This is a genomic window from Ancylobacter radicis, assembly GCF_018449475.1.
GTDB classification, from domain to species: domain Bacteria; phylum Pseudomonadota; class Alphaproteobacteria; order Rhizobiales; family Xanthobacteraceae; genus Ancylobacter; species Ancylobacter radicis.
Map to the genome: position 1 here is coordinate 42,060 of NZ_JAHCQH010000014.1, position 25,809 is coordinate 67,868.

The 25,809-nt window shown below is 67.0% G+C and carries 22 protein-coding genes and 2 tRNA genes; 13 read left to right on the top strand and 11 right to left on the bottom strand.

What is annotated here, in order from left to right; all coding sequences use genetic code 11:
- Window positions 1-36: 36 nt before the first annotated feature.
- Both hisI and folE read right to left on the bottom strand, forming a co-directional pair.
- Complete coding sequence (hisI, locus tag KIP89_RS03275) at window positions 37-531, bottom strand: phosphoribosyl-AMP cyclohydrolase (protein WP_213753987.1); 495 nt, start codon at window positions 529-531, stop codon at window positions 37-39.
- The gene (gene folE, locus KIP89_RS03280) at window positions 524-1,162 is read right to left on the bottom strand and encodes a GTP cyclohydrolase I FolE (RefSeq protein WP_213753988.1); all 639 of its coding nucleotides are present in this window, start codon (window positions 1,160-1,162) and stop codon (window positions 524-526) included. Before folE ends, hisI begins: the two co-directional genes overlap by 8 nt.
- Window positions 1,163-1,412: 250 nt before the next feature.
- Here folE and KIP89_RS03285 point away from each other — a divergent pair, with 250 nt between their 5' ends.
- Window positions 1,413-1,856 (top strand): iron-sulfur cluster assembly scaffold protein, encoded by a 444-nt coding sequence (locus tag KIP89_RS03285; protein ID WP_213753989.1) that lies wholly within the window; start codon window positions 1,413-1,415, stop codon window positions 1,854-1,856.
- Window positions 1,857-2,002: 146 nt separating this feature from the next.
- Here KIP89_RS03285 and KIP89_RS03290 read toward each other — a convergent pair whose 3' ends face one another.
- The gene (locus tag KIP89_RS03290) at window positions 2,003-2,461 is read right to left on the bottom strand and encodes a hypothetical protein (RefSeq protein WP_213753990.1); all 459 of its coding nucleotides are present in this window, start codon (window positions 2,459-2,461) and stop codon (window positions 2,003-2,005) included.
- Window positions 2,462-2,537: 76 nt separating this feature from the next.
- Between KIP89_RS03290 and yidD the strand changes: the two genes are divergently transcribed.
- The 3 genes from yidD to KIP89_RS03305 all read left to right on the top strand — a co-directional run bounded on the left by yidD (window position 2,538) and on the right by KIP89_RS03305 (window position 6,102).
- The gene (gene yidD, locus KIP89_RS03295) at window positions 2,538-2,867 is read left to right on the top strand and encodes a membrane protein insertion efficiency factor YidD (protein ID WP_213753991.1); all 330 of its coding nucleotides are present in this window, start codon (window positions 2,538-2,540) and stop codon (window positions 2,865-2,867) included.
- A 49-nt stretch (window positions 2,868-2,916) separates the two neighbouring features.
- Entirely contained in the window at window positions 2,917-4,917 is a 2,001-nt protein-coding gene (gene thrS, locus KIP89_RS03300; RefSeq protein ID WP_213753992.1) for a threonine--tRNA ligase, read from the top strand.
- Window positions 4,918-5,202: 285 nt separating this feature from the next.
- Window positions 5,203-6,102 carry an outer membrane protein gene (locus tag KIP89_RS03305; RefSeq protein ID WP_213753993.1) on the top strand — a complete coding sequence of 300 codons (900 nt, stop codon included), beginning with the start codon at window positions 5,203-5,205 and terminating at the stop codon, window positions 6,100-6,102.
- Window positions 6,103-6,131: 29 nt separating this feature from the next.
- Here KIP89_RS03305 and KIP89_RS03310 read toward each other — a convergent pair whose 3' ends face one another.
- Window positions 6,132-6,428 (bottom strand): hypothetical protein, encoded by a 297-nt coding sequence (locus KIP89_RS03310; RefSeq protein WP_213753994.1) that lies wholly within the window; start codon window positions 6,426-6,428, stop codon window positions 6,132-6,134.
- A gap of 191 nt (window positions 6,429-6,619) precedes the next feature.
- On the opposite strand from KIP89_RS03310, the gene KIP89_RS03315 reads away from it, so the two are divergent.
- The 4 genes from KIP89_RS03315 to KIP89_RS03330 are packed head-to-tail and all read left to right on the top strand — an operon-like array spanning window position 6,620 to window position 12,184.
- Window positions 6,620-7,804, top strand: coding sequence for a PP2C family protein-serine/threonine phosphatase (locus KIP89_RS03315; RefSeq protein ID WP_213753995.1), 1,185 nt, complete (start codon window positions 6,620-6,622; stop codon window positions 7,802-7,804).
- Between the two features lie 25 nt (window positions 7,805-7,829).
- Window positions 7,830-10,160 (top strand): response regulator, encoded by a 2,331-nt coding sequence (locus KIP89_RS03320; protein WP_213753996.1) that lies wholly within the window; start codon window positions 7,830-7,832, stop codon window positions 10,158-10,160.
- A 9-nt stretch (window positions 10,161-10,169) separates the two neighbouring features.
- Window positions 10,170-10,541, top strand: a complete 372-nt coding sequence (locus tag KIP89_RS03325) for a response regulator (protein WP_213753997.1) — start codon at window positions 10,170-10,172, stop codon at window positions 10,539-10,541.
- A 47-nt stretch (window positions 10,542-10,588) separates the two neighbouring features.
- Window positions 10,589-12,184: a Na/Pi cotransporter family protein gene (locus KIP89_RS03330; RefSeq protein ID WP_213753998.1), complete on the top strand. Its 1,596-nt coding sequence runs from the start codon at window positions 10,589-10,591 to the stop codon at window positions 12,182-12,184.
- A gap of 33 nt (window positions 12,185-12,217) precedes the next feature.
- Here the strand turns inward: KIP89_RS03330 and KIP89_RS03335 are convergent, their stop codons facing one another.
- The 6 genes from KIP89_RS03335 to KIP89_RS03360 all read right to left on the bottom strand — a co-directional run bounded on the left by KIP89_RS03335 (window position 12,218) and on the right by KIP89_RS03360 (window position 17,451).
- Entirely contained in the window at window positions 12,218-12,664 is a 447-nt protein-coding gene (locus KIP89_RS03335) for an ATP-binding protein (protein ID WP_213753999.1), read from the bottom strand.
- A gap of 38 nt (window positions 12,665-12,702) precedes the next feature.
- The gene (locus tag KIP89_RS03340; RefSeq protein WP_213754000.1) at window positions 12,703-13,035 is read right to left on the bottom strand and encodes an STAS domain-containing protein; all 333 of its coding nucleotides are present in this window, start codon (window positions 13,033-13,035) and stop codon (window positions 12,703-12,705) included.
- 119 nt (window positions 13,036-13,154) lie between these two features.
- Window positions 13,155-14,861: a uracil-xanthine permease family protein gene (locus KIP89_RS03345; RefSeq protein WP_213754001.1), complete on the bottom strand. Its 1,707-nt coding sequence runs from the start codon at window positions 14,859-14,861 to the stop codon at window positions 13,155-13,157.
- 337 nt (window positions 14,862-15,198) lie between these two features.
- Window positions 15,199-15,274 (bottom strand) — tRNA-Asn (locus KIP89_RS03350).
- Window positions 15,275-15,364: 90 nt separating this feature from the next.
- The gene (locus KIP89_RS03355; protein WP_213754002.1) at window positions 15,365-17,164 is read right to left on the bottom strand and encodes an ABC transporter ATP-binding protein; all 1,800 of its coding nucleotides are present in this window, start codon (window positions 17,162-17,164) and stop codon (window positions 15,365-15,367) included.
- Window positions 17,165-17,377: 213 nt separating this feature from the next.
- Window positions 17,378-17,451 (bottom strand) — tRNA-Cys (locus KIP89_RS03360).
- Window positions 17,452-17,727: 276 nt separating this feature from the next.
- On the opposite strand from KIP89_RS03360, the gene KIP89_RS03365 reads away from it, so the two are divergent.
- The 5 genes from KIP89_RS03365 to KIP89_RS03385 all read left to right on the top strand — a co-directional run bounded on the left by KIP89_RS03365 (window position 17,728) and on the right by KIP89_RS03385 (window position 25,211).
- A complete protein-coding gene (locus tag KIP89_RS03365) occupies window positions 17,728-18,390 on the top strand; it encodes a protein-L-isoaspartate O-methyltransferase family protein (protein ID WP_213754003.1) in 663 nt (220 codons plus the stop codon).
- Window positions 18,391-18,572: 182 nt separating this feature from the next.
- On the top strand, window positions 18,573-19,982 hold the full coding sequence (locus KIP89_RS03370) for a TolC family outer membrane protein (protein WP_213754004.1): 1,410 nt from the start codon (window positions 18,573-18,575) through the stop codon (window positions 19,980-19,982).
- 257 nt (window positions 19,983-20,239) lie between these two features.
- Window positions 20,240-21,460, top strand: coding sequence for a DUF2497 domain-containing protein (locus KIP89_RS20090; protein WP_369807038.1), 1,221 nt, complete (start codon window positions 20,240-20,242; stop codon window positions 21,458-21,460).
- Window positions 21,461-21,591: 131 nt separating this feature from the next.
- Complete coding sequence (locus KIP89_RS03380; RefSeq protein WP_213754005.1) at window positions 21,592-24,429, top strand: valine--tRNA ligase; 2,838 nt, start codon at window positions 21,592-21,594, stop codon at window positions 24,427-24,429.
- A 65-nt stretch (window positions 24,430-24,494) separates the two neighbouring features.
- Window positions 24,495-25,211: an MgtC/SapB family protein gene (locus tag KIP89_RS03385; RefSeq protein ID WP_213754006.1), complete on the top strand. Its 717-nt coding sequence runs from the start codon at window positions 24,495-24,497 to the stop codon at window positions 25,209-25,211.
- A 12-nt stretch (window positions 25,212-25,223) separates the two neighbouring features.
- Here the strand turns inward: KIP89_RS03385 and KIP89_RS03390 are convergent, their stop codons facing one another.
- Window positions 25,224-25,634 (bottom strand): lysozyme inhibitor LprI family protein, encoded by a 411-nt coding sequence (locus KIP89_RS03390; RefSeq protein WP_213754007.1) that lies wholly within the window; start codon window positions 25,632-25,634, stop codon window positions 25,224-25,226.
- Between the last annotated feature and the right edge of the window lie 175 nt (window positions 25,635-25,809).

A 25,809-nucleotide genomic window follows, 5' to 3' on the forward strand; every position in this document is an offset into this window, starting at 1 on the left:
CGAGAGCCGGGAGCGTGACGATGTCCGGCACGGAGATCAGAAGCGCGGCGTGTCGGTCTTCTTCGGCGTGCCATAGACCTGCGCGGGGTCGAACAGCTTGCCCCCGTCATTGACGGTGAGCGTCAGCTCCGGGGTCGGCGCGGTGCCGAGCGGCACGGAACGGAAGAAGCAGGAGCGGTGCCCGGTATGGCAGGCCGCGCCGGTGCCGCCCATCCGCACGCGCATCACCACCGCGTCCTGATCGCAATCGACGCGCAGCTCGACCAGCTTCTGGAGATGGCCGCTCTCCTCGCCCTTCTTCCACAGCCTGCCGCGCGAGCGGCTGAAATAATGCGCCTCGCCGGTCTCGATGGTGAGGGCCAGCGCCTGTGCATTCATGTGTGCGACCATGAGCACGGTGCCGTCATCGGCATCGACGGCCACCGCCGTGATCAGCCCGTCCGCGTCGAATTTCGGCGACAGGCGCTCGCCTTCCTCGATCTCGGCCTTGCTGCCGGGGGCCGCGAAGGCCGGGGAAACGGTCTCAGCCACGCATGCCCCGCAAGAGGCTCATGAAGCGCACCTGCTCCTGCGGGTCGTCGCGGAAGATGCCGGTGAACTGGGTGGTGACGGTGGAGGCGCCCTGCTTGCGCACGCCGCGCATAGCCATGCACATGTGCTCGGCCTCGATCAGTATGGCAACGCCGCGCGGCTTCAGCGCCTCGTCCATGGCGGTGATGATCTGCGAGGTGAGGTGCTCCTGCGTCTGCAGGCGGCGGGCGAACAGATCGACGATGCGGGCGATCTTCGACAGGCCGACCACGCGCTCGACTGGGAAATAGGCGACATGCGCCTTGCCGATGAAGGGCACCATGTGGTGCTCGCAATGCGAGTGGAATTCGATGTCGCGCACCAGAACCATGTCGTCGAAATTGCCGATCTCGCCGAAGGTGCGGTCGAGGATGGCGTCGGAATCCGCGCGGTAGCCGCTGTAGAGTTCCTCATAGGCGCGCACCACGCGCTTGGGGGTATCGAGCAGCCCTTCGCGGGTCGGGTCGTCGCCCGCCCAGGCGATGAGCGTGCGCACCGCCGCTTCCGCTTCCTCGCGGCTGGGACGGCGCTGCTCGGCGGCGGCGCTCTCGTTCTGCGCGCTGCGCATCAGCGACTTCAGCACGGCATCCATGACGAACTCCGTTCGACGGCGCATTTACGACCGGGCGCCGAGGTGTCACCGGTAACTGTCGACATACGTGCCATCACCAATCGCGGATCAGCGCAGTACCATGATCTTAGCGGCCTCGCGAGGGTGCCGGAAGCGACATCCGGTTGCTTTCGCGGGCGGTTGCTTTCGCTCACAGCCACCCGATCCTATATAGGGTGGCAAGGGTGGCCTGCAACGCAGCCGCGGCACGCGACGCGATGGACGGACAAGCATGCTGAACGAGGTCTATAATCGCCGCATCCTTGAACTGGCAGCCGATATACCACGCCTCGGGCGGCTGGCGGCGCCGGATGCGACGGCAACCGCGCATTCCCGACTTTGCGGCTCCACCGTGACGGTGGATCTCGCTATCAAGGACGGAGTGGTGACGGATTTCGCCCATGATGTGCGGGCCTGCGCGCTCGGCCAGGCGTCGTCCTCGGTGATGGGGGCGCTGGCGGTCGGCTCGACCCCGGCCGAGCTGCGCGCCGTGCGCGAGGCGGTGCGGCGGATGCTGAAGGAGAACGGTCCCGCCCCGGAAGGGCGCTGGGCCGAACTCGCCGTGCTGGAGCCGGTGCGCGACTACAAGGCGCGCCATGCCTCGACCCTGCTGACCTTCGACGCCGTGGTCGACGCGCTCGAAAAGATCGAGGCGAAGGCGACCGCGGCGGAGTAGGGGCGACGGTGGCTCCCAATGTCGTCATCCCGGACGGCCGCAGGCCGATCCGGGATCGTGGGCAGAACGGCGAGCGATCCCGGCTCTGCGGCTACGCCTCCGGCCGGGATGACGTTCTCTCTTCGGGACGACGAGAGGTGTCCGCCTCAGCGTTCGGTGAAGAAGGTGAACAGCACCTCGTCATTCTCGCCGGTGAGGCAGAGGAAGCGGTTGGCGGTGTCGGAGCGATCGCGTTGGATATAGGCCTCGCCCATGATGATGCCCTTGACCTTCGTGTCGCCGAGCTTGGATTCGGCCTGCGCGATGGTGAGGCCGTCGATCTCGATATAGATGTCCTCGATCGAGGGGGAACGCTGCTTCAGCTTGGCCAGGGCGTCGGCCTTGCAGGCGGCGACGCGCTGCATGTCGGGATCGACATCGGGCTGATTGGCCGCCGCGGGATCGGGCTGCGTGCCGCCGTCGGGGCCGGGCGGAGCGGCCGGCGCCGGGTGGGGCGCAACGGCGGCCGGCGGGTTGTGCGCGGCTGGAGGCTCCTGGGCGAGAGCGGGAAAGGCAAGGGCGGCTACCAGAATCGCCGCGAGAGTGAAGGACGCCGTCTTCCGCATGAAATGAACCTTCTGACCGCTTGTGCGTCGGCAACGCGCGGGAGTCCCGGCGGTTCCTCGTTAGGGGTGCGTGTCGATGAATAAGAGCGCGCGCGGCGTCATTTCCCGCCTGCCGCGCCTCGCGCTGCGGCTGCCCATCCTCCTCTACCGCTATACCTTCTCCGCCTTCATGGGCCGGCAATGCCGCTATCTGCCGACCTGCTCGGAATTTGCCGAGGAGGCGATCGACCGGCATGGCGCCTGGGTCGGCGGCTGGATGGCGGCCGGGCGGGTCTGCCGCTGCAACCCGTGGGGCGGGTCGGGCTTCGAGTGCGTGCCGGCCGAATTGCCCGCGAAAGCCGCGTGGTATATGCCGTGGCGCTACGCGCGCACGCCCGAAAAGCAAGAGGGCCCGCGCGACACCTGACCAACAAGCCTACCTGCGTGGTTCGCAGGAGTGGGCGGGAGAAAATCCGATGTCTGATAATCTCGCGAGCCAGAACGTTGCCGGCGGGCCGGCAACTGTGCACCTCACCTTTCCCGATGGCGCCGTCCGAGCCTATGCCTCCGGCACCACCGGCACCGAGGTCGCCGCCTCCATCGCCAAGTCGCTGGCCAAGAAGTCGCTGGCGATGAAGCTCGACGGCGTGCTGAGCGACCTGTCCGACCCCATCACATCAGACGCGAAATTCGAGATCGTCACCCGCGAGAGCCCCGAGGCGCTGGAACTGATCCGCCACGACGCCGCCCATGTGCTGGCGGAAGCCGTGCAGGCGCTGTGGCCGGGCACCCAGGTGACCATCGGCCCGGTGATCGAGAACGGCTTCTATTACGACTTCTTCCGCAACGAGCCCTTCACCCCGGAGGATTTCGGCGCGATCGAGAAGAAGATGCGCGAGATCATCGCCCGCGACGCGCCCTTCACCAAGGAGGAGTGGGACCGCGAGACGACCAAGCGCGTCTTCGCCGAGAAGGGCGAGGCGTTCAAGGTCGAGCTGGTGGACGCGATCCCGGCCGACCAGTCGATCAAGATCTACAAGCAGGGCACCTGGTTCGACCTGTGCCGCGGCCCGCACATGCCGAGCGTCGGCAAGGTGGGCGACGCTTTCAAGCTGATGAAGGTGGCCGGGGCCTATTGGCGCGGCGACAGCAACAACCAGATGCTGACCCGCATCTATGCCACCGCCTGGCGCAATCGCGAAGAGCTCGACGCCTATATCCTCCAGCTGGAGGAAGCCGAGAAGCGCGACCATCGCCGGCTCGGGCGGGAGATGGACCTGTTCCACTTCCAGGAGGAGGGGCCGGGCGTCGTGTTCTGGCACCCCAAGGGCTGGAACCTGTTCCAGAACCTCGTCGCCTATATGCGCCGGCGCCTTGCCGCCGACTATGCCGAGGTCAACGCCCCGCAGGTGCTCGACAAGTCGCTGTGGGAGACCTCCGGCCATTGGGGCTGGTACAAGGACAACATGTTCAAGGTGCAGCCGGCCGGCGACACCGAGGACAATGATCGCGTCTATGCGCTCAAACCCATGAACTGCCCCGGCCATGTACAGATCTTCAAGCACGGCCTGAAGTCCTATCGCGACCTGCCGATGCGCCTCGCCGAATTCGGCGCGGTGCATCGCTACGAGCCGTCGGGCGCGCTGCACGGCCTGATGCGCGTGCGCGGTTTCACCCAGGACGACGCCCACATCTTCTGCACCGAGGAGCAGATGGCGGCGGAGTGCCTGAAGATCAACGAGCTGATCCTCTCCACCTATGCCGATTTCGGCTTCGAGGAGATCGTCGTGAAGCTCTCCACGCGCCCCGAGAAGCGCGTCGGCTCGGACGCGGTGTGGGATCACGCCGAGGATGTGATGGGCCGGGTGCTGACCCAGATCGAGGCGGAGTCCGGCGGCAAGATCAAGACCGGCATCCTGCCGGGCGAGGGCGCCTTCTACGGCCCGAAATTCGAGTACACGCTGCGCGACGCGATCGGGCGCGAATGGCAGTGCGGCACGACGCAGGTCGATTTCAACCTGCCGGAACGCTTCGGCGCCTTCTATGTCGATGCCGACGGCACCAAGAAGACGCCGGTAATGATCCACCGCGCCATTTGCGGCTCGATGGAGCGTTTCACCGGCATCCTGATCGAGCACCATGCCGGGCATTTCCCGCTCTGGCTGGCGCCGGTGCAGGCGGTGGTGGCGACCATCACCTCCGAGGGCGACGACTACGCCCGCGAGATCGTCGCGCTGGCGAAGAAGCGCGGCCTGCGCGTCGAGCTCGACCTGCGCAACGAGAAGATCAACTACAAGGTGCGCGAGCACTCGCTGGCTAAGGTGCCGGCGCTGGTGGTGGTCGGCCGCAAGGAGGCCGCCGAGCGCACCGTCTCGATCCGCCGCCTCGGCTCGCCGAACCAGACCGCGATGACGCTGGACGAGGCGCTGGCCTCGCTGGTGGCGGAGGCGAGCCCGCCGGACCTGCTGCGCGACTGAGCGGCAAACCGCTCCGCCCTGCGCCGTCAGACCTTGAAAGCCCGGAGCGCGATCTCCGGGCTTTTTATTGGCGCGGTGCGGGCGCCTTCATCCGCAAGGGCCGGTGCGGTTGTGAAGCCGGGGGCGCGTCTGTAGCGTCGTTCGGATACAGGTCACGCTGATTCTTGGTGATTATTGGGGGCGGTCATCATCGTCCCCGGCCTGTCGCGATGTTTCATTCTCCGTCGCGGCCCGGAGACGGTCGTTCTTTTCGGCATTGGCCCATCGGGCCGCAGGAGGAACGTCATGAAGACCGTCAGCTTATTCTGTGCGGTGGCTGGACTCGCCGCCACGGGTACGATCACGCAGGCGCAGGTGGTCAACAAGGCCCCCGCAGCGCCCGTCACCGTCACCTCGCTTGTGCCCGACAGCGCGTTCTTCATCGGCGCCGGCGGCAGTATCAACTCCACCCGTTTCACCGACCAGACCCTCTATGCGCAGGGTGTTTCCACGATCTACCAGAATGGGGTGGAGGTGGGATCCGGCTGGGCCGGCGGGCCGATGAGCCCCGGCTTCGACACCTCGAACGATCTCGCCGGGGCGGCGCAACTGGGCTATTTCCAGCATATTGCCGGTACCAATTGGCTGTGGGGCGCCAAGTTCACCTATAATTACGTCGGCGGCGACGCGCAGATCCAGCCTGTGGTCGTGCCGCAGGTCGGGGCGTTCACCGGCGCCTCGCCATCGACCTTCACCGGCAATGTCGTCGCCCGCTCCTACAGCACCAGCATCGACAACCAGTTCGGGCTGGTGCCGTTTATCGGCCGCTCCTTCGATTGGGGGTTCCTGTATCTGGGCGCCGGGCCGACCTTGTCGCGGGTGAACTACACGTTCAACGATGTCGTCGGTCTCGCCGACATCAATGGCGTGCACTACGACATCACCGGACGATCAGACAGCTATTCGGCCTCCGACTGGGCGTGGGGCGGCGAGATCATCGTCGGCGCCACCTACTTCCTCACCGCGAACTGGTTCGTCGATTTCAGCTACAGCTATGCGATGACGGAAACCGTCAGCCTGTCCTATGCGGGGCCATTCTCCACTTCGGCCCGCGGCGGCTTCGAGGATACCGGCATATTGAGCGGCACCTTCTCCGGGGCGACGACGACCCAGGCGTTCACGGTGTCCATCAACCGGGCCTTCTGATCATCTCCCTCAGCCCCCTCCCTCCCGCGTCAGCTCGCCGGTTTCTTCGGCGGCGGCGCGGTCGGCAAGGGCGGGGGCGGATAGGGCCCGGTGTCGCGGCGCAGGCTGGGATTGGCGGTGGCGCCGGGCACATTGAGCCGGCGCTGCTGAGGGGTCCAATAGGACGGGCCCTGCATCAGGTTCTGGCTGTTCGGCTTCACCGAGTCCGGGCGCTGCGGCATGTAGCGGTTTCCCTGGCTGGTCGATGTCTGGGCGGCGGCAGGCAGGCTCGACACCAGCAGCACGGCGAGGATGATAGCCACGCGGGCGCCCAAAAATCTTTGCATCGGATCCACCTCGTCTCCCGTCCTATCTAGGCAGCCGCGCGCCCTATTGCCATGCCGCTGCGTCCGCGGGACGCTATTGTGACGTGGAGAGGCCCGTCCCTGACCCAGCGTGAGGCGGCTTCGGGCGTTGCTAAGTCCGTGCTTTGCGTGGATATTCCGCGCGGCTTCATGGAGCGGGGACAGGCGGGCCAATGGCAGACCCGAACGCGGCGATTCTGGTGGTTGATGACGTCGCCGAGAACCGCGACCTGCTGATCCGCCGGCTCAAACGCTACGGCTTCAGCCGCATCGACGAGGCGGCGAACGGCCATGAGGCGCTCGCCGCCATCGCCAAGACGCCCTATGACCTCGTGCTGCTCGACATCATGATGCCGGAGCTGGACGGTTTCGGCGTGCTGGATGCGTTGCGCGCGGACGGCACCATCCATGATCTGCCGGTGATCGTCGTCTCCGCGCTCAACGAGATCGACCCGGTGGTGCGCTGCATCGAGCTGGGCGCGGATGATTTCATCTTCAAGCCGTTCAACCCGACGCTGCTGCGCGCGCGGGTGATGACCACGCTGGAGAAGAAGGCTCTGCGCGACCGCACCCGCGACGAGCTGCGCCGCAAGCAGCTTGAGCTGAACGAGGCGCGCACGCTCCAGCTCGCCCTCGTGCCGCCGCCCTTCGAGGGCGAGGTGGCCGGCCGCGCCATTGCCATCGACGCGCTGCTGGAGCCGGCCAAGGAAGTGGGCGGCGATCTGGTCGACTATTTCACGGTCGGCGAGGATCTTATGGTCCTGGTGATCGGCGACGTGTCCGACAAGGGCGCGGCCGCCGCGCTGATGATGGCCCGCACCCACGCCATGTGCCGCTCGCTGGCGTCGCGGCCGGATGCGCCGGCGCTGTTTGGCGATCCCGCGCGGGCGGTCTCCATGGTCAATGACGCGCTCGCCCGTGGCAATGCCGGCTGCATGTTCGTGACCTTCCTGCTGGCGGTGCTGCACGCGCCAAGCGGCCAGCTTGCCTATGTCCGCGCCGGCCATGTCGCGCCCTTCCTGCGCGGCGCGGATGGCGAGGTGACCCGGCTGAACGGATTTGGCGGTCCGGCGCTCGGCATCATGGAAGAATTCCCCTACCGCTCGGCCAGCGCCACGCTGGCGCCGGGCGACCGGTTGCTGGTGGTGACGGACGGCTTCACCGAAGCGCAGAATGCCGGCGAGACATTGTATGGCGAGGAGCGGCTGAGCGCCCTGTTCGCCGCACTCGGTGCGGAGAAGGCGAGCCCGCTGCACCGTCTGGTCCGCGATGTGCGCGCCTTCGAGGAGGGGCTGCCGGCCTTTGACGACATGGCGGCGATCCTGCTGACGCTGATGCCGGACACGGACAAGCCTTAAGAACACGGCGCGAGGGGAGGGACACATGGACAAGCCCACGGAGAACGCCGCCGGCGGTACGCTGGCCGACGAGGGACTGGACGGGCGCGAGGCGACCCTGCTGCGGGCGACGCTGGAGAACATGTCCCAGGGCGTCGCCATGTATGATGGCGAGCACCGTCTGGTGACGTGGAACAAGCTGTTCCGCGAATATCTCGACATGCCCGACGAGTTCCTGACCTCCGAGCACACTTTCGCCGACTACATTCGCTATCTCGGCGCGCGCGGCGAGTTCGGCGAGGTCGATATCGAGGTGGCGCTGGCCCAGCGCATCAAGCAGCTCGACCATCCCCATTCCTTCGAGCGCGTGCGCCCGGACGGCACCTATCTCGAAGTGCGGCGCGACCCGGTGCCGGGCGGCGGCTTCATCGCCATCTATACCGACATCACCGAGCGCAAGCTCGCCGAGATGAAGCTGCGCGAGGATGAGGAACAGTTGCGGGCCATCGACGCGGCCGCGCCGGTCGGCCTCGTCATCATGGACATCAAGACCCATGTGGTGCGCCATACCAATGGCTGTTTCGGCCGCCTCATCGGGCGCGATGCCGCCACCATCATCGACCGGCCGATCGCCGCGCTGGTGGGCGACACCGAACAGACCGCGCGGCTGATCGACATTCTGCTCAGCCCCTCCACCGAGCGGCAGGAATTCAGCCTGCCCCGCGCCGACGGCACGCCGATCTTCACCATCGTCTCGCATGAGCATCTGGAGTTCCGCGGCGCGCCGGCGATCATCGCCACCTTCGTCGACATCAGCGACCGCGTGCGCATGGAGCACCAGCTGCGCGAGGCCAAGGAGGCCGCGGAATCGGCCAGCCGCGTGAAGTCCGCCTTCCTCGCCAATATGAGCCATGAGCTGCGCACCCCGCTCAACGCCATCATTGGCTACAGCGAGATCCTCTCCGAGGATGCCGCCGATGAGGGCAACACCGCCATGGTGGCCGACCTCGACAAGATCCAGGCCGCTGGCAAGCACCTGCTCGGGCTGATCAACGACATTCTCGACCTGTCGAAGATCGAGGCCGGGCGGATGGATGTCTATCTGGAACAGGTCTTCCTCTCCCGCATGGTGGAGGAGGTGAAGACCATCGTCAGCCCGATGATGGCGAAGAACGAGAACCGCTTCGTCATCGACAGCCCGATCGACATCGGCTCGCTGCGCACCGATGTGACCAAGCTCAAGCAGAGCCTGATCAACCTGCTCAGCAACGCCGCCAAATTCACCAAGAATGGCGAAGTGGTGCTGCGCCTCGTCCGCGACCAGAGCGCGGCCGGCGAGGTGGTGCGCTTCGAGGTGTCCGATAGCGGCATCGGCATGAGCGAGGAGCAGATGGGGCGGCTGTTCCAGGCCTTCACCCAGGCCGACAGCTCGACCACCCGCAATTTCGGCGGCACCGGGCTCGGGCTCACCATCACCAAGCATTTCGCCGCCATGCTCGGCGGCACTATCAGCGTGAGGAGCGAGCCGGGCATCGGCTCCACCTTTACCATCGAATTGCCGGCCGAGACCAAGGCCGCGTTGGATAGCGTGGCGGCGCCCGAGATCGCCGATCCCGGCGCGCCGGCGGAGCCCGGCGCCATCACCGTGCTAGTGGTCGATGACGACCCGGCGGTGCATGAGGTGCTGGCGGCGACGCTCGGCAAGGAAGGCTATGTGCTGCGCCATGCGCGCGACGGCATCGAGGCGCTGAACATCATGCGCCGCGAGCCGCCGGACATCGTGACGCTCGATGTGATGATGCCGAAGATCGACGGCTGGTCGGTGCTCGGCATCATGAAATCCGAGCCGGCGCTGGAGCATATTCCGGTCATCATGCTCACCATCGTCGACGACCGGAACCTTGGCTATTCGCTCGGTGCCTCCGAATACATGACCAAGCCGATCGACCGGCAGCGGCTGATCGCCCTGATCCATAAATTCGCGCCGGGTGCGGAGGAGGGGCTGGTCCTCGTGATCGACGACGATCCGCATGTGCGCGCCATGGTGCGCTCGACCATCGAGGATGTCGGCCTGCATGTGGCGGAGGCCGCCAATGGCAAGGCCGCCATTGAGTGGCTCGATGCCCATCACCTGCCGGCGCTGGTGCTGCTCGACCTGATGATGCCGGAGATGGACGGCTTCGAGTTCCTGACCCGTGTGCGGACCGATGCCCGCTTTGCCGATCTGCCGATCGTGGTGCTCACCGCCAAGGAACTGACCAGCGAGGAACGTGAGTTCCTCGCCCGCAACACGCTGCTCATTCTCAACAAGAGCGCCCAGCCCATCGGCACGCTCGGCTCGGCGCTGGCGAGCATCGCCAGCCACCGGAACGGGTGAGGAGGGGACATGCCGAAGATTTTGCTGGTCGAAGACAATGAGATGAATCGCGACATGCTGAGCCGGCGCCTCGCGCGCAACGGCTTCGAGGTCGTGGTCGCGGTCAACGGGCAGGAGGGGGTCGACCTGGCCCTCGCCCAGCAGCCGGACCTCATTTTGATGGATATGAGCCTGCCGATCCTCGATGGCTGGGAGGCGACGCGGCGGGTCAAGGCCGACCCGGCGACCGCCGCCATTCCCGTCATCGCGCTCACCGCCCATGCCATGGCGCAGGACCGCGAGGAGGCGCTGGCGGCCGGATGCGACGACTTCGACACCAAGCCGGTGGAGTTGCCGCGGCTGATGGGCAAGATCAACGCGCTGCTCGGGCTCGGCGGATGAACGCCATGGATCGGACCGGCGCGCGGCCGCGGGGCGGAGCCTGAGGCATGGGACCGATCGGCTTTCTGCTGAGCGGGCTCGGCCTGTTCTTCATCGGCGTGCGCGGCCTCTCGGCCAATCTGGTGCCCCTGATCGGGCGCCGGGCGCGTGCCGCCTTCGCTCATGCGCTCAAGGGGTCGGCGAGTTCGGCGATCAGCGGCATGATCGCCGGCATGGTGACGCAGAGCTCCACCGCCGTCTCCTGGATCATCGTCTCCTTCGTGCGCGGCGGCGTGCTGCCTGACGGCCCCGCGCTGATGGCGCCGACCTGGGCCAATGTCGGCACCGCGCTGCTGCCGCTGATCGTGGCCATCGACACGGCGACGCCGGCGGCGATCGTGATCGGCCTGGTCGGCTTCGCGACCTATTTCAAGCTGGCGCGCGGCGACCGCATGCGCAACGCGCTGGAAGCGGCGCTCGGCGGCGCGCTGCTGCTGTTCGGCATGCATCTGGTCTCCATCGCGGTGGGGCCGATGCGCGAAAGCCTGATGGGCAATCCGCTATGGGCGATCGCCCTCGGCAATCCGTGGCTCCTGGCCGGGATCGGAGCCGCCTTTGCCTTTGCCGCGCAATCCTCCTCGGTGGCGGCGGCGATCGCGGTGGCGGCGGTCAGCGGCGGGCTGCTGGACATCTCGGCGGCGCTGCCGCTGCTGGCCGGCGCGAATTTCGCCAGCTCCTTTAACAACATGCTGATGATTCCCGGCGAGGCGACCTCCGGCCGGATCGTCTTCGCGCTGCAGGCGGTGCAGAAGATCGCCGGCTCGGTGCTGCTGGCCCTGCTTTGCCTCGGCGCGTCCCAATATCCCGATCATGTGAGCGGGATATTGGGAATGGCCGGGGAAGAGGCCGGGGCGCAGGTCGCCATCGTCTTCCTGCTGACGCAGATCGGCGGGGCCTTCATCACCAATCTGGTCGAGCTGCCGACCCGGCGCCTGCTCCTGCACCTGCTGCCGGCCAATCCGGCGGAGACGCTGGCCCAGCCCGTCTTCCTGCTGCGCGCCGCGTCCGCCGATCCGGCGACCGCGCTCGACCTGTCGCTGCGCGAACTGGCCCGGCTGACCGCGCGCCTGCCGCTGATGCTCGATCATGTGCGCGACGATGCCGACACTTCGACGCCGCCGGCGGCGACGCTCAAAATTGCCGGCCAGTCGCTCGCCGGCACCATAAAGGCGTATCTCGCCACGCTGCTGGATGGCGCGCTGACCCGCGAGCAGGTGGCGAGCGCGCTGCTGATCGATGAGGGGGCAAGCGATGTCGGCGCCCTGCATGAGGCCCTGGCGGAGTTCGCCGAGGCCGCGCGCGAGGCGCAGGGCATCGACACCGCGCAGCGTCTGATCGAGGCGCTGCATGCCATCCTGTACGCCGTCGCCGACCATGGCGAGAGTCTCGGCACGGAGGATGCGTCGCTGGTTCTGGGCCTGCTCGGCCACCGCGACCATCTGATGGAAGAACTGCGCCAGCGCCTGTCCGCCCAATACGAAATCGCCCCGGCGGCGCAGAACGCGCTGTTCCGCATGACCATGCTGTTCGAGCGGATCGTGTGGACGGCGCGGCGGCTGGTGAACGACTTCACCCAGGCGCATCGCTCGATCGACGCGAGCTGAGCGCGGTTGCCACCTTGCGCGGCTGGGGGCGGCTCAGGCCGGCGCGGACGACGCCGGTGCCTCACCCAGAGCGAGGCGCAGCGACACCACGTTGCGGCCGTCCTCGCGCTTATAGGCGAAGCTGTCGGCCATCGTGCGCACCAGATGCACCCCCAGCCCGCCGATGCGCCGCTCCTCCAGTGAGCCGGTCAGGTCCGGGGGCGGAGCGTTGAACGGATCGAACGGGTCGCCGTCATCGGTCAGGGTAAGCTCCAGCGCGTCGCCCAAATGGCGCACATGAACGCCGATCTCGCCGGGCCGCCCGTCGCCATAGCCGTAATCGACGGCGTTGTTGACGAACTCGTCGACGGCCAGGGTCAGCCGGTAGGCCGGCTTGGGCGGGATCGCGCAGGTCTCGGTGAAAAACTCCAGCGCGGCGACCAGCTTCTCCATCTGCGAGAGCTGGTTCGGCAAGCGAAGGTCGATCTCCCGGATGATCATTGCCTGCCTGCCCTGATTCTTCCGTTAGGGAAGATGGCTCACGCGAAGGAAGCGAGGGCCGCGCCGCGGTCCGGGTGAATCGGAATCAGCGTGGTGAAGCCGCTGACGTCGAACACCTCGTGCACCTGCGGGACGAGGCTGCAAATGGCGAGCGCCACGCCATGGCTGCGGGCGAGCTTGGTCGCCTTCAGCACGACGCGCAGGCCGGCCGAGCTGATATAGGTGAGCTCGGCGAAATCCAGCAGGATCGCGTTGTTGCCGGCCGGGATCTCGGCCAGAAAATCATCCAGCTTGTGCGAGGAACTGCTGTCGAGCCGCCCCTTCACGGTGGTGATGATGACATCCTGCTCGATGAAGCGATCGATCTGCATAGGCGTGATAATCCCGTCCGGTCACCAGCGGGCAGCGCCATGGGGCGCCGCGTCCGGCGATTGAGCTAGCCACAAAGAACCAGGCTGCGCAAGCCTGAGTGGTATTTAGAAACCTCTGATCAATGCTCGAAACGCAGGGTCAGCGCCTGCCGCTCGCCGCGCTTGCCCAGCACCAGCTTGTCCGCCCGCTTGCTCAGCATGTAGCCGACGAAACGCGCGACCGCCTTTGCGTCGCCGAGCAGGTCCTCGGGGGAGGGGCGCAGCGTGGGTATCTCGATCGCCTCGCCCGTGTAGAGCAGCGAGACATCGAAATTGGTCTCGTCGAAACGCGCCTCCATCTCCAGCGCGCCGTCGGCCACGCCCGTGTCGATGAGCGTTTCCACCGCCTCGGCCACCACCGGGATCGCGGCGGCGATGACATCGCGCCGCGCGCCCCACAGATCGCCCTGCCGCTCCAGGAACTCCATCGCGGTTGTGAAGGGGTTGTCCTCCGCCGTCACCGGGACGGAGGCGGTCTGGCGGATGCCGATCTGGAACACGAGGTTGAGGATCACGGCGACCGCCGTGGAGACCGAGAGCGGCGATTCAAGGATCGGCTGGGCCCATTCCGGCGACTGGTGGACCAGTTCCGGGAGCACCGCGACGGCAAGGCCCGCCAGCACGGCGAAGCCGACGGTGAAGATGCGCCGGTCGGACAGGCGGCGGGACAGGATCAGCTCCATGCCGGCGACGATCAGGAAGGCGGCGCTGTAGAGCAGGATGGCGCCGATCACCGGCGCCGGAATCACGGTCAGCGAGGCGATCAGCTTGGGCGAGAAGGCCGCGAGCAGCATGACCACGCCCGAGACGATGCCGATGCGCCAGGAGGTCGAGCCAGTGGCAAAGGCGACGCCGATGGCGGCGGAGGAGGAGGCGCTGGCAAAGCCCCCGGTCACCGCCGTGCCCATGTCGCTCACCGTATTGGCGCGGATGGCGCGGGCCGCCTGATTCATGTCGGCCCGGCGCCAGTCGGCATCGTCCATGCGCTGCATGGAGACGACGGTACCCAGCATGTCCACCGCCGAGATCACTCCGGTCAGGATCGCCGCCGGGAGGATGGCCCAGGAAAAGCCGAGGCCGGGCCAGCCCAGGCTCGGCAGGTCGATATAGGGCAGGGTGGAGTACGTCGCCTCGTCCGGCGCGATCGCGACGCCGGTATAGATGGCGAGGAACCAGCCGACGGCGGCGCCGATCGCCACCGCGAACAGCCGCAGCAGGCCGCGCGAGAAAATGGCCAGAAGCACGATCACCGCGAGTGCGGTGAAGCTCACCAGAATATAGCGTCCATCCGCCAGCGAGCCTGCTTCCTCGCCGAGGCCGAACATGCGGCGCAGCGAGGGCTCGGCCAGCGCCACGCCCAGCATGGTGACCGCCACGCCGCAGATTTCCGGCGGGAACAGCGTGCGCATCGCGTTCATGAAGCGGGTGAGCGAGAGCTGCGTGAGCGCCGCGATCAGGCTCATCGTCACATAGACCGCCGGGCCGCCCGCCGCATAGGACTGCATCGCCAGCGGCAGATGCGCCATGTTCGGGATCTGCACGAGCAGCAGCCCCGACCCGGTGCGCGGCCAGCATTCCAGCAGCGTCGCCACGCCCATGAAGATGATGCAGCTGGTGATCAGCGTCTGGGTGGCATCGAAGGACAGGCCTGCCTCGGTGGCCGCCACCAGCGGATAGACGATGAACAGCAGCGACAGCGTCGCGTGCTGGACGCCGAGAATCAGCAGCGTGGTGACGGGGGGCTTCTCGTCGGCGGCGTAGAGGATGTTCTGTGGCTTGCGCGGCATTCGGGAGCTCGAAAGAGAGGGAGCGTCCCGTCCGCGAAACGAGGGGCGCCGGCCCCGCGCGGGCGGTGCCGGAACGGCGCGCGTCGAGGCCGGGAATCCGTGGCGCGACTATGGCGTCAAGCCGCCACGCCCGCAAGCGCGCGGCGCGGCTGAGGCGGGCGCGAGACGCCGCCATCCCGTCTCGGACACCGGGTTCAGTTTCGTGTGCTGTGGTAGGTGCCGGCGGACATCACGGTGACGACAGGCCGCCGGATGCCGAGGGTCGCGACAAGGGTCCACGCCGCCTCGATGAAACGGCGCGGGGGCATAAGCCGGACAATGTGGGGATGAGAAAGAGTGGCTCCCTGAGCAGGACTCGAACCTGCGACCATTCGATTAACAGTCGAACGCTCTACCAACTGAGCTATCAGGGAACAGAGACGCGCCTGAGCGCCTCGGAGGCCGGCCATATAGCAACGCGATTCCGGTTTGTGAAGTCGCAACCGCGTTGCCTGTGGATATTCTCACGCGCTGAGGCGTTCTTCCTGCCCGGAAAACTGCAGCTGGTGGAAGTTGAAATAGCGCCCGCGCTTGGCCACCAGCTCTTCGTGGCGGCCACTTTCGACCACCCGGCCGCTGTCGATGACGCAGATGCGATCGGCGTTCACGACAGTCTGCAGCCGGTGGGCGATGACGATGGTGGTGCGGTTCTGTTCCAGCAGGCGCAGCGCCTTCTGGACCTCGGCCTCCGATTCGCTGTCGAGCGCGGCTGTGGCCTCGTCCAGCAGCAGGATGGGCGCGTTCTTGAGGAAGGCGCGGGCAATGGCGATGCGCTGGCGCTGGCCGCCGGAGAGCTGGGCGCCATGTTCGCCGACGCGGCTGTCATAGCCGTCATTGAAGCCCATGATGAAGTTGTGCGCATTGGCGGCACGGGCGGCTTCCATGATGTCCTCGTCGGAGGCTCCGGGACGTCCGGTCGCGATATTCTCGCGGATCGTGCCGGAGAACAGGAACACATCCTGGCTGACGAAGCCGACGGCCTCGCGCAGCGACCGGTAGGTGACGCCGCGTATGTCCTGCCCGTCGATCTGGATGGTTCCCGAATCGACCTCGTAGAACCGCTCGATGAGGCTCATGATGGTGCTCTTGCCGCCGCCCGAGGGGCCGACCAGCGCCGTCGTCTTGCCGGCCTCGGCGATGAAGCTCAGCCCGCGCAGCACCGGCTCATCCTCGCGATAGCCGAAATGGACGTCGTCGAAGGCGATTTCGCCCTTCTCGATGTTCAGCGCCGGCGTGCCGGGCTGGTCGGTCTCGACAGCGGGACGGTCGAGGATGTCGAACAGCATGCGCGCGCCGATGAGGTGCGTGGTGAGGTCGATGTTGAGCCGCGCGAGGCGCTTGGCCGGCTCATAGCTGAGCAGAAGGGCGGTGATGACGGAGAAGAACTCGCCCGGGGTCCGTCCCGCGTGCAGCACGCCCCAGCCGGCATACATGACGACCAGGCCGATCGCGACGCCGCCAAGGGCCTCCATCAGCGGGCCCGACTGCGACTGCGCCCGGATCATCCGGTTGGACGCCTTTTCCATGCGGTCGACGCGGTCATAAATCTTGGTGCGCAGGTCGTCCTCCATGGTGAAGGACTTCACCGTGCGGATGCCCTGAAACGCTTCGATCGACTCGGTCATGATCTGCGAGGCGGCGTGGAATTCCCGCGAGAAGATCTTCTGCACCTTGCGGATCAGGCCGCGCACGCCACCGACGGCGATCGGCATGACGATGAGGCCGATCAGCGCCATGAAGGGATCCTGGATGATCATGACCGCCGTCAGGCCGATGACCGAGAGAAGATCGCGGCCGAGGCTGGTGATGATGAGATTCAGGACATTGCGCGCGCCCTGCGCACCCGTGGTGAAGCGCAGCATGATTTCGGCGGTGTGGCTGCCGCTGAAGAAGCGCACATCCTGCGAGAAGAGTCGGTCGAGCACCCGCTTCTGATTGTCGGCGACGATGCGGTTGCCGACGCGGGCGAGCGTGACGGACTGCCCGTATGACGCGAAGCCCTTGATGATGCTGAGCGCCAGCACGGAAGCGGAGAGAATCCAGATCGCCGCCGAGTTCTGCTCGACGAAGATACGGTTGATCACTGTGCCCATGAGATAGGCGAGCCCCGAGGTGGAGCCGGCCATCAGACCCATGAAGACGAAGGAGATGGCGTAGCCCTTCCAGTGGCGGCGTCCATCGGTCATGAACAGCCGCTTCACCGTGTCCCGCGTCTCCGGCGAGACCATGTTGCGGAAGGTGTTGGCCAGCTTGGCAGGCACCATCAGGCAATTCCTTTGCAGAGGGCCATTGCGGTGCCGACAGGCTCCGCCCGAGGCGCGGTCGCGGGCCGCGCGCGGCGGCGGCCTCATCAACGACGATCGGCTGGCGTTGTCAAACCTGCGGCCCCCGCGCAGGCACCGGCAAGCTACGAGTGTAGCATGCGCGACACGCGCCGCCGGGTGCGTTGCGGCAATCCCGGCGGCGCGCGCGTGAACTGGAGGCCACGGAGGGAATCGAACCCCCGTACGCGGATTTGCAGTCCGCTGCGTAACCACTCCGCCACGTGGCCGATCGGTGCGCGGGATGTCTCCCGACCGAAGGACCGGGCGCCTCATAACAGAGCCGTTAGGGATCGGCAACGGACCTCATCGGTTCCATCCCCGGCGACATGACGCCAGGGTGACGATCCGGGCTGTGCGGGACGGGCGCCGCGACAAGGGAAACCGGCGACGAGGGAATCCTGCAACGAGGCTTGCATTGCGTCCGCGTGTGCCGCAATTCTGCTGCGACGTTACCGCCTGAGCCTCCCTGGGGGGCCGGGCCCGTTTCCGAAGGTTGTCTCGACATGATCGATTTCGCTGAGATGCGTCGTGCCATGGTGGACGCGCAGGTGCGCGCCAACGACGTGACCGACCTGCGCATCGTCGCCGCCATGATGGAGACACCGCGCGAGCGTTTCGTTCCGGCCGGTCTCCAGAACTTTGCCTATATCGACGATGATCTGGTGGTGAAGGAAGGCAGCCCCGCGCGCTGCCTGATGGAGCCGATGGTGCTGGCCAAGCTGCTGCAGGCCGCCGAGATCGGCCCGGATGCGCTGGTGCTCGATATCGGCGCCGCCACCGGCTATTCCACGGCCGTGCTGGCCAAGCTCGCCGGGCAGGTGGTGTCGCTTGAGGAAGATGCCGAACTCGCTGCGCAGGGTTCGAGCGTGCTGGTCGATCTCGGCCTGCTCAACGCGGCCTATGTGCAGGGGCCGATGACGGCGGGCTGGGCGGCTGAAGCCCCCTATGACGTGATTTTCATCAACGGCTCGGTTGATGATGTGCCGCCCGTGCTGTTCAGCCAGCTCAAGCCGGGCGGCCGGCTGGTGGCCGTGATCGGCCGCGGCCGGGCCGGACGGGCCACCGTGTTCACCAATACGCCCGGCGGAATCGGCTCGCGCATCGTGTTCGATGCCGGCGTGCCGACGCTTCCCGGTTTCGAGGCGCGTCCGGGTTTTGTGTTCTAAGGGTTTGCGGACAGGCTGTGGCTGATCTGCCGCGCGTCCGATTAAATCGTCCGGCGGCGCGGTGGGGACGGTTCACAGCCCCCCGCCCAGCACCTATCCTGCATAGGCGTCAGACGTGAATCAGAGAGCCGCCCTATTGTAGGCGGCTCCGAACAAGTAATGAGTTCGCAGGGGTTTGGACCATGTGGCTGTCTGCTACCGGGGGCAGGATCGTCGCGTTTGCGGCGGTCGCTTTTTTCAGTGCTTCCTCGCTTTCGGCGCACGCGCAGACCCTCGAACAGGCTCTCGCTGCCGCCTACAAGAATAATCCCACGCTTAATTCCCAGCGTGCCGCCACGCGTGCCACTGACGAATATGTGCCGATCGCCCTGGCCGGCTATCGGCCGCAGGTCTTCGGCAGTGCCTATGCTGGCGCGCAATGGGCGGAGACGCGTGTCGATTCCGGCTATGCGCTGCTGCAGGGCAACAATGCCATCAGCAACACCCGCACGACGCCGACCGGCGTCGGCGTGACCATCAGCCAGACCATCTATAACGGCCTGAGGACCGCGAACTCCGTGCGCAGCGCCGAGTCGCAGGTGAAAGGTCAGCGCGAATTGCTGCGCAATACCGAGCAACTCGTGCTGCTCGATGCCGCCACCGCCTATATGAACGTGCTTCAGAACGCCGCGCTGGTGGAACTGCAGAAGCAGAACCTTGAGGCCCTGCGCGAGGAGTTGCGGGCCGCCCGCGATCGATTCGCCGTGGGCGAGATCACCCGGACCGACGTCGCCCAGGCGGAGGCCAGCGTGGCCGACGCACAGAGCCAGCTCGCGCTCGCCGACTCCAACCTGAACGCCTCCAACGCCGTGTTCTATCAGGTGATCGGCCTGCGTCCGACCAAGCTGTCGCCGGGCCGCCCGATCGACGGCATGCTGCCCAAGACGCTGCCGGCGGCTGTGAGTTCCGGGCTCAGCAACCATCCGGCGGTAAAGTCGGCCGAGTTTGCCGTGGATGCGGCGGTGGCCAATGTTAAGGTCGCCGAAGCCGCCCTGTCGCCGACGCTGACCCTGAACGGCTCCGCGTCGTCCGACTATAACAGCGCGCAATACACCGAGCGGCAGACCGCCGCTTCGGCCACGCTCAACCTCTCCGTGCCGATCTACCAGGGTGGCAGCGAGTTCGCGACCATCCGGCAGAGCAAGGAGACGCTCGGCCAGTACCGCATCGAGGTGGATGTGAACCGGGAGCAGGTCCGCGCCAACGTGGTCCAGTACTGGGGCAATCTCGAAGCGGCCAAGGCGGCCATCGAATCGGCGCAGGCCTCCGTCGCCGCCAATGAGATCGCGCTGCGCGGCGTTCGCGAGGAATGGCGTGTCGGCCAGCGCACCACGCTCGATGTGCTGAACGCGCAGACGGCGCTGTTCGACGCCCGCGCCAATCTGGTCATCGCCCAGCGGGACCGCGTTGTCGCCTCCTATGCCGTGCTTTCCGCCACCGGCCAGTTGAATTCGACCCGGCTGGGGCTGAAGGTCGCGACCTATAACCCGCAGGTGCACTACAATCAGGTGCGCGATGCCTGGATCGGCGTGCGCACGCCCGGCGGCCAGTGAGCCAGGGCTGACCAGCCCGAGCCGGCGGCCAGCGCCGCTATCTCATCTGATTTTTCGCGCGGGCCGGCTCATGCCGGCCCGTTTTTTCATCCACAGAGACAACCCTGTCGTGCGTGGCGCGCCGCTTGATGCGGTGCCATATTCATGAAGCGTTAACGAGTGATTCGTGCCGGTCGCACGCCCTCGCTCCCGCGCCAGTTGTGTCAAAGATCGGGATCCAGCGCATGTCAGCGAGCGCGAGGGCGAGCGAGCCATCCATGGAAGAGATTCTCGCCTCCATCCGGCGCATCATCTCGGACGAAGTGGCGAGCGGCTCGCGTGACGCATCGTCGTCCGCCGTGCCGATGCGCGCCGTCGGCGACGAGCATCCGGCTTCCAGCCGACTCGGGGCTGATGCGGCAGGTTCCGCGCTTTCGCTGACGGAAGCCGAGGCCTTCGACGACGTTGCCCCGGCTCCTGAGGATCAGCGAACCGCTCCCGATCTGCCTCCCTTCGTCTCGCGCGGCGGCATGAATGCAGCGCGCGCCGAGTCCTTGCGTGTAGAGACCCCGCGCGCCGAGACCCCACGCGCCGAGGCGTCCCGTCCCGCCTATTCGAGCTACGCCCCGCTCGGGCGGACCCCCTCCACCGATCCTTTCGCGGCCCGCCGCCGCCCGGCCGGCTCTGCGGCACTGGCCGAGGAGGCCGCGCCTCCGCTCCGCTCCGCTCGGCCCGAGCCGCTATCCGCCCCGGCGCCGCGCCCCTCGCTTGCCCGGCAGGCGGCGGCCACGGCTGCGGTGCGCGCGGTTGCCGCGGCGCCCGTCGCGGTGGAAGTGGTCGATCAGGACGAACGTCTGGCGGCGGCGCTGCTCGATCTCGATCTGGTCGAGCAGGCGGTGCAGGCCGAACTGGCGATCATGTCGAACGATGCCGTGCTGGAAGCCGCTACCGCCGATTCGGACGAGACTCGGCCGATGATGGACGCAGAGCCGGCGCCGGAGGAATTCGTCGCCGATGTTCCGCCGGCTGCCTTCGTGGCGCCGCCCGCCGAGACGCCACGGCAGGAGGCCGCAACGATGGAGGTCTCCCGCCCACACGAAATCCCGTCCGTTCCGGAGAACGCCGACATGCAAGCGAAGCCTGCCCCCGTTTCGCGCTCCGCCGCCTCCGAACTGGTGGATGAGCGTCGCCCCGAGCCCCGCGCCGAACCGCGCTTCCTCCCCTCGGCGCGCCCCACCGAGCCTGCGCACATGTCCACGCCCGCGCCTGCGGCCGATGCTGCGCCGCAGCGGCTTGTGTCCGGCTCGACCACGACCGCCGTTTCCACCGCCTTCGGCACGCTGGCGCGGACCGTGGCGTCCAATTCGCGCACGGTGGACGATCTCGTCACCGAGGCGATCCGGCCGATGCTGAAGGAATGGCTCGACGAGAACCTGCCGGCCCTGGTCGAGCGGCTGGTGCGGGCGGAGATCGAGCGCGTGTCCCGCCAGGGGCAGTGATCCCCTCAGGCTAGGTGGGTCCGAACCGGCCCACCGGGCCCGCCATCTGAGTGACTTGGCCGTCCTGTGTTGACTTGGCGGCCCGGCTCCGCTTTCTCTCGCACCCATCGAAACGAGGTGCCGGAGCCAAAATGCTCGAAAACAGGTTCGATCCCGCCGCAGTCGAAGACCGCATCTACCAGAGCTGGGTGGATGGCGAGGCGTTCAAGGCCGGACGGGCGGATCGTGTAGGCGCCGAGCCCTACTGCATCGTCATCCCGCCGCCGAACGTGACCGGCTCGCTCCATATGGGGCACGCGCTCAACAACACGCTGCAGGACATTCTCTGCCGCTTCGAGCGGATGCGCGGCAAGGACGTGCTGTGGCAGGTCGGCACCGACCATGCCGGCATCGCCACGCAGATGGTGGTCGAGCGCCAGCTTGCCGAGCGCCAGCTTCCCGGCCGCCGCGAGATGGGCCGCGAGGCCTTCGTCGAGCGTGTCTGGACGTGGAAGGACGAGTCCGGCGGCACCATCATCAACCAGCTGAAGAAGCTCGGCGCGTCCTGCGACTGGTCGCGCGAACGCTTCACCATGGATGAGGGGTTGTCGCGCGCCGTCCTCAAGGTGTTCGTCCGCCTCTACAAGCAGGGGCTGATCTACAAGGACAAGCGGCTGGTGAACTGGGACCCCAAGTTCCAGTCGGCCATTTCCGACCTTGAGGTGATTCAGGTCGAGGTGAAGGGCCATCTCTGGCACTTCCGCTACCCCTTGGCCGACGGCGTGACCTATGACCACCCGGTCGCCTTCGATGAGGACGGCCAGCCGACCGAGTTCGAGACCCGCGACTACATCGTCGTCGCCACCACGCGCCCGGAGACGATGCTGGGCGACACGGCGGTCGCCGTGCATCCCGAGGATCCCCGCTATATCGGCCTCGTCGCCGCCGGCGCCAAGGTGCGCCTGCCGCTGGTCGGCCGGCTGATTCCCATCGTGCCGGACGAGTATTCCGATCCGACCAAGGGCACCGGCGCGGTCAAGATCACCCCGGCGCATGACTTCAACGATTTCGAGGTCGGCCGCCGCCATTCGCTGGCGATGATCAACATCCTCGATTCCGAGGCGCGGCTGACGCTCGCCGGCAATGAGGAGTTCCTCGCCGGGGCGCTGGCGGGTGGAGAACTCGACATCGTGCTCGGCCTCGACGGCCAGAGCCGCGAGGCGGCGCGCAAGGCGGTCGTCGCGCTGATGGAGGAGCGCGGTCTCGTCGACAAGATCGAGCCGCACCTCCACATGGTGCCGCATGGCGACCGTTCCAATGTCGTCATCGAGCCCTGGCTGACCGACCAGTGGTATGTCGACGCCCACACGCTGGCGCAGCCGGCGCTCAAGGCGGTGCGCGAGGGGCGCACGAGCTTCATCCCGAAGAACTGGGAGAAGACCTATTTCGAGTGGCTGGAGAACATCCAGCCCTGGTGCGTCTCGCGCCAGCTCTGGTGGGGCCACCAGATTCCGGCCTGGTACGGGCCGGACGGCACGGTCTTCGTCGAGGAGACGGAAGAGGAGGCGGTCGCCGCCGCGCTCGCCCATTGCGTGCAGGCGGGCATCATCACCGATGTCGAGGCGCGCGAACTGGCCGACAACCCGGAGAAGCGGGCCGCGCTCATCACCCGTGACGAGGACGTGCTCGACACCTGGTTCTCCTCCGCTCTCTGGCCCTTCTCGACGCTCGGCTGGCCGGACGAGACGGCCGAGGTGGCGCGCTATTACCCGACCTCGGTGCTGATCACCGGCTTCGACATCATCTTCTTCTGGGTCGCCCGGATGATGATGATGGGCCTGCACTTCATGGACGGCGAGATCCCGTTCAAGGACGTCTACATCCACGCCCTCGTCCGCGACGAGAAGGGCGCCAAGATGTCGAAGTCCAAGGGCAACGTCATCGACCCGCTCGACCTCATCAACCAGTACGGTGCGGACGCGCTGCGCTTCACGCTGGCGGCGATGGCGGCGCAGGGGCGCGACATCAAGCTCGCCACCTCCCGTGTCGAGGGCTATCGCAACTTCGCGACCAAGCTCTGGAACGCGGCGCGCTTTGCCGAGATGAATGGCTGCGGGCGTGACCCGGCCTTCGACCCCGCCAAGGTCTCCACCACGCTGAACCGCTGGATTCTCGGCGAGACGCAGAAGGCGGGCGAGGAGATCACCGCCGCCGTCAGTGCCTACCGGTTCAACGAGGCGGCGGGCGCGGCCTACCGCTTCGTGTGGAACATCTATTGCGACTGGTATCTGGAACTCGCCAAGCCCGTCTTCATGGGCGCGGACGAGGGCTGGAAGGCCGAGACCCGCGCCACCGCCGCCTTCGTGCTCGACGAAATCCTCAAGCTGCTGCACCCCTTCATGCCCTTCCTCACGGAGGAGCTGTGGACCCGCACGGCCGAGGGCGGGGCGCCGCGCGAGGGGCTGCTGGCGCTCGCGCCGTGGTCGGTGCTGAGCAATCTTGAGGCGCCGGAGGCGGAGGCCGAGATCGGCTGGCTGATCGACCTGGTGACGGAAATCCGCTCGGTGCGGGCCGAGATGAACGTTCCCGCCGGGGCGCAGCTTCCGCTCGTGCTGGTCGGCGCGGGCGACGAGGTGCGCCGGCGCGTCGGCATCTGGAGCGACGTGCTGATGCGTCTGGCGCGCGTCTCCGCCATCAGTTTCGAGGCGGAGGCGCCGGCCGGCGCCGTGCAGATTGTGGTGCGCGGCGAGACGGCGGCGCTGCCGCTGGCCGGCGTCATCGATCTGGATGCGGAGGCCGCGCGCCTCACCAAGGAGCTTGGCAAGGCCAGCGATGACATCGCCAAGGTCGACGCCAAGCTGAACAACCGCGATTTCCTCGCCCGCGCCAAGGAAGAGGTGATCGAGGAGCAGCGCGAGCGGCGCGATGCCGCCGAGGCCCGCGCGGCGAAGATCCGCGAGGCGCTGGCGCGTCTCGGTCGGGTGGCCTGAAACCGGGGCAGGGCGGCGGCTGCGCGCGCCCTGCCATCACCACTATCGGGCGCGCCGGGGGGCTCATGCCGTTCATCGAGAGTTTCGAGGCGGGAGATTTTCTCTCGACCTTCATCAGCCTTGCGGTGGCCTTCGCGCTCGGCACGGTGATCGGCGCCGAGCGGCAATACCGCCAGCGCACCGCCGGGCTGCGCACCAATGTGCTGGTCGCCATCGGCGCCTGCCAGTTCGTCGACATGGCGATGCATCTGAGCGGGCCAGAAGGGGCGGTGCGTGTGGTCGCCTATGTGGTCTCCGGCATCGGCTTTCTCGGCGCCGGCGTGATCATGAAGGAGGGCGCGAATATTCGCGGCCTCAACACGGCGGCGACGCTGTGGTGCTCGGCGGCGGTCGGCGCCTGTGCCGGCGCGGACCTGGTCGCACAGGCGATCCTGCTCACCTTGTTCGTGCTGGCCGGCAATACGATGCTGCGGCCGCTGGTGACGGTGCTGGAGCGGGCACCGCGCTCGGAGGAGGCGACAGAGGCCACCTATGGCGTCAGTGCCGTGGTGCGCGCCGACGCCGCCAGCGAATTGCAAGGCAAGCTGGCAGCCCTCCTGGAGGCCGCGCATTTCCCGATCGACGTCATAGAGCCGCAGGACCGGCCCGACGGAATGGTCGAACTCCGCGCCACGCTGGTGAATACCTCGGTTCGCATTGCCGAGCTGGACGCGATCATCATGCGCATCCGCCACATGCCGAACATCGTCTCGGCCACCTGGACCCGAAGCGCCGCCGATTGAGGGCGCGGGCGTTTAGTTGGCGGGCGGCACCGGACAGGATGTGTCGCCTTCCCGGCAGGCAAGCAGGGGGGCAAGCCCGGCGACCCGCTGCGTTGTCATCTCTGCCAGACACAATGCGAGGGCCATCGGATAGAGGCTGCCGCCCACGGTCCCCGAGGCGCGAAACGCGCACTCGGCGTCGCGGAAGGCGATCCACGCCTTTTGCGCCTTGACGAGGCCCGCCCTGGTGGCCGCGTCCGGTCCGATGCGGGCGACGATCTTGCCATAGACGGCATTGAGTTCCGCATCCGCCTTTTTGTACGCGGCGCCGGCACATTCATCGAGCCCCATCTGGGTCGCGTCGGTACAATCCTGCGCGAGCGCGACGGTAGGGGCGAGGCCGGACAGGCTGAGCAGGGCGGCGGCGAACCAGAAACGGCGCATCTGGATATATCCCTTATTTTTCCGTGTATTAAACGAGATTTTCGAAGTTCACGGCGCACCCGGTCGCGGGCCGGGACGGTTCTAAAGACGTGTCGCGACGGCAACAGTGTCACGCATTCGCAACCATAACCGGAACCGAAGCCGCCGATGCCGTGAAGCCGCCACAAACCGGCAC